This is a genomic window from Variovorax sp. 01N429 (genome assembly GCF_056399425.1).
Genome location: NZ_JBFTRG010000078.1, coordinates 1 through 536, shown reverse-complemented (window position 1 = coordinate 536; position 536 = coordinate 1). Strand labels below are relative to the sequence as shown.

Sequence of the window (536 nt, the reverse complement as noted above, 5' to 3'; positions counted from 1 at the left end):
CCGCCGCCGCCCCTTCGCCTGCCCGAGTGAACCACCCCGCACAAGGGGCGGCCGTGGTCACTGATGGTCGCACGATCGACACGAACAGTGGCTACCCTGAGGAATCGGCTGACGTCCCCGTCTCACCTGGGGACCCCCCGTCGATCCTCGCGGAGGAAACGACAGAATCAGTTGGAGGGAACGTGTCCGTGAGTGGCGTGCAGCCGATGGCCGCCAGGTCCACCGAAATGGCGCTCAAGCCGCCGCCGGTCTGGGGCAACGTGCCTCCGCGGAACCGTGCGTTCACCGGGCGCGGGCTCCTGTTGGAGCAATTGCACGCCCGCTTGCAGGAGGGGACCACCGCGGTCCTTCCCGAGGCGCTCCAGGGCATGGGCGGGGTCGGCAAGTCGCAGCTGGCGGTCGAGTACGTCTACAAGCACATGCACGAGTACCAGGTCGTGTGGTGGATTTCCGCCGAGCAGCCGCAGCAGATCCGGCAGGTCCTGGTCGAACTGGCCCGGAGGCTGCACTTGGAGGTCGGCAGCGGTGAGGCGAAC

The 536-nt window shown here is 67.9% G+C and carries 1 protein-coding gene; it reads left to right on the top strand.

Annotated features, from left to right (window positions below; all coding sequences use genetic code 11):
- Window positions 1-206 precede the first annotated feature (206 nt).
- The coding region (locus AC1DSF_RS30660; RefSeq protein WP_478184080.1) for an NB-ARC domain-containing protein at window positions 207-536 on the top strand (330 nt) is incomplete at its 3' end.